This is a genomic window from Enterobacter sp. 61D5 (assembly GCF_034107965.1).
Lineage (GTDB): Bacteria > Pseudomonadota > Gammaproteobacteria > Enterobacterales > Enterobacteriaceae > Enterobacter > Enterobacter cloacae_M.
The window spans coordinates 6,121-6,339 of the sequence record NZ_JAWNFK010000028.1 but is presented as its reverse complement, the minus strand read 5'-3'; the positions used below and the strand labels follow the sequence as shown (position 1 = coordinate 6,339).

The following is a 219-nucleotide window of genomic DNA, read 5'->3' as shown; positions in this document are numbered from 1 at the left end:
GGCGGTGGCGCGGATGTTGCCGTAGTGGCGCGCGCCGGTAGCCATCAGGCGTTCGCCGATGTTGCCCCCGGCTGAGACCTGACGGCGCAGGCCGTCCATCGGGTGCTGATGCACCACGCCCCACTCGGTGCGCAGCAGGCGGCGGCGCTCAGCCTCGCTCATGCCGTACAGCGAAGCGCCCTCATACAAAATGTCGCCTTTCTGCGGCGTCAGGCGTGC

General features: G+C 69.4%; 1 pseudogene. It reads right to left on the bottom strand.

Annotated features, from left to right (window positions below):
* Window positions 1–219 (bottom strand): annotated as a pseudogene (phnK, locus tag UTM25_RS21775) (phosphonate C-P lyase system protein PhnK); the annotation flags it as partial.